Here is a 2106-nt window from a genome sequence, read left to right as displayed (position 1 = left end):
GGATTGCGGCGAGGTCGGATGCTCGAGCCGGAAAACCGCTGCCTCTGGACGATCGAGGGTCCATGCTCGCCTTCCTCGTCGTCCGGTCGCATCGCCGCACGGCGCAGAACGCGCTCAACCCTGGCGCGCGCCGCTGTGATCGCGCAACCAGCGCGCGAACGTCGCTTCGTCGATCCCACCGGCCGCAACGGCAAGCATGGTCAGCGTCGCATCGGCCGGGTGCGCGACCAGACGCCAGCCATTGAATGCCGGAAACAGGCCAAGCGCCAGGAAAGCCACCCGTTTGTTGCCATCGACGAAGGGGCCGTTTTTTTCGCCAGACCGACGCCATGAGCCGCCGCCAGATCGGCCACGTTTGCTTGCCCATGGACAGCCAGGTTCAGTGGCCGCGCGAGTCGGAGTGGACGACACGGCCTGGACGACACGGCCTGGAGTCCGGCAAGGTTGCATCCCGGGCGACCCAGTTACACGAATTGACGAGGGCAGGAACGGATGAGATACTTCCAGATGTGGCATTGGAATTCCTATCCTTACTCTGACGAGGTTCTGTCCGAGCCGCTGCGACGGCGCATTCAAACTTTGAAGGATGCGGGATTCGTGGTCGGCGGGAAGGGGCCCGATGTCTTAGGTATCAGGCGAGATTGGTTCCTGCTCGGCCAGCGGATTCACTGTTTCTACCCCTCTCGCTGCCCAGACTGGCCGGTGCGTCTGTTTCGGCGATCCAAGGCCGGCTATGAGACAGGAGCGATCATTCACGAAGCGGTGACTGGTTATGCCACCACCAGCCCGATTGAAGAACCGATCCTGCACTACGCCTGTGACAGCCTTGACCAGATGTATGCAAAGGTCAATCGCTACACAACCTTGCTCGCGGAGGAGATGCGGCGTAAGGGTCTGCAAGGGCAAGCTTGGCGCACAACACTTCTGCCTTGGATGTTGTGGGTCAAGTTCTATCTTTTCAGGGGTGGGTGGAAGGATGGGCGCTTGGGCCTGATTCACGGGCGGTACGTACGCGACGTGGTCTGGCAGAAGTACGCGAAGCTCGAACTTGACACCCCGTTGAGCCAGGGTCAAGCAAGAGAGTCAGCATGCGCCGCTGAGGCGATCTCTAAGGATAAGGAAGAGTGATGAGCGGCAGAGACGTTCTCAAGCAAGGCATTCAGAAGCTGGCGCGATTCGAGCCGATTCACCAGCAAGCTGCTGCGTTTGGCACGGTAGCCCACGTCATGCGGAGGCGCCAGCTGTTTACGTCACTGCGGATTGACCTAGTGCTGGACGTAGGAGCAAACGTTGGTCAGTACGGGCGGGAGCTTCGGTCTAACTACTCCGGCCAAATCATTTCTTTTGAGCCAGTGTCCAATGTCTATCAGGAGTTGCGTCGAGGCATTGGCAACGACAGGGGCTGGTCTGCGCACAACATGGCGCTGGGGCGTGAGAACACGACCCTCGAAATCAATGTCTCAAGCTCAACCGTATTCAGTTCCTTTCTCAAGTCCAGCGAATTCAGTCAACGCACATTTGGGCAGTCGGCGATGCCGACAAAGAAAGAGCGCGTGGCAGTCAAGCGACTGGAGGAGCTTTTGCCGGAACTGGTCCCGGATTACCGCAATCGCCGGATTTTCCTGAAGATGGACACCCAAGGATTTGACCTTGAGGTGTTCATGGGGCTTGGCGAATTGAAGCGATATGTGCACGCTCTTCAGAGCGAAGTCTCGGTCATCCCCATTTACGATGGTATGCCGCACTGGACCGAAGGCGTCAGCGAGTACGAACGCCATGGATTCGCGATAGCGGGCCTTTTCCCGGTGAATATGGATGGCAACAGAGTCATCGAGTTTGATTGCTTGATGGTCAACGCGAGTGCCTGATGTGCCCGTTACGATGCGAGGCGCGCATTGCGAAGCTCGCTCCAGGACCGCTCGTCGACCGCACGTTTGCCCAGATCAGAGAACTGCGCCTTGACCGCCTGCATTTGCCAGGTTGCCAGGTCTGCCCGGTCGCTCCCATCCATTGGTTGAAAGCCTGCAATCCTTCCCGGCGGTACGTCTAGTGGCAGCACTTCTCATTTCAAATCCGCGCAAGGCGGTGGTTGGCTGAGGTTGGCGC

At 58.9% G+C, this 2106-nt stretch carries 3 protein-coding genes; all 3 read left to right on the top strand.

The window, feature by feature from the left end; translation table 11 throughout:
• Positions 1–18: 18 nt before the first annotated feature.
• Positions 19–333 (top strand): hypothetical protein, encoded by a 315-nt coding sequence (locus NFW30_RS20145; RefSeq protein WP_363322132.1) that lies wholly within the window; start codon positions 19–21, stop codon positions 331–333.
• A gap of 159 nt (positions 334–492) precedes the next feature.
• A complete protein-coding gene (locus NFW30_RS19630; RefSeq protein WP_295349685.1) occupies positions 493–1128 on the top strand; it encodes a hypothetical protein in 636 nt (211 codons plus the stop codon).
• Positions 1128–1868: an FkbM family methyltransferase gene (locus NFW30_RS19625; protein WP_295349686.1), complete on the top strand. Its 741-nt coding sequence runs from the start codon at positions 1128–1130 to the stop codon at positions 1866–1868. Before NFW30_RS19630 ends, NFW30_RS19625 begins: the two co-directional genes overlap by 1 nt.
• The last annotated feature ends 238 nt before the right edge of the window (positions 1869–2106 follow it).

Source organism: Accumulibacter sp. (genome assembly GCF_023806635.1).
Taxonomy (GTDB): domain Bacteria; phylum Pseudomonadota; class Gammaproteobacteria; order Burkholderiales; family Rhodocyclaceae; genus Accumulibacter.
The sequence above is the reverse complement of the archived record's forward strand: the minus strand, read 5'-3'. Positions and strand labels throughout refer to the sequence as shown.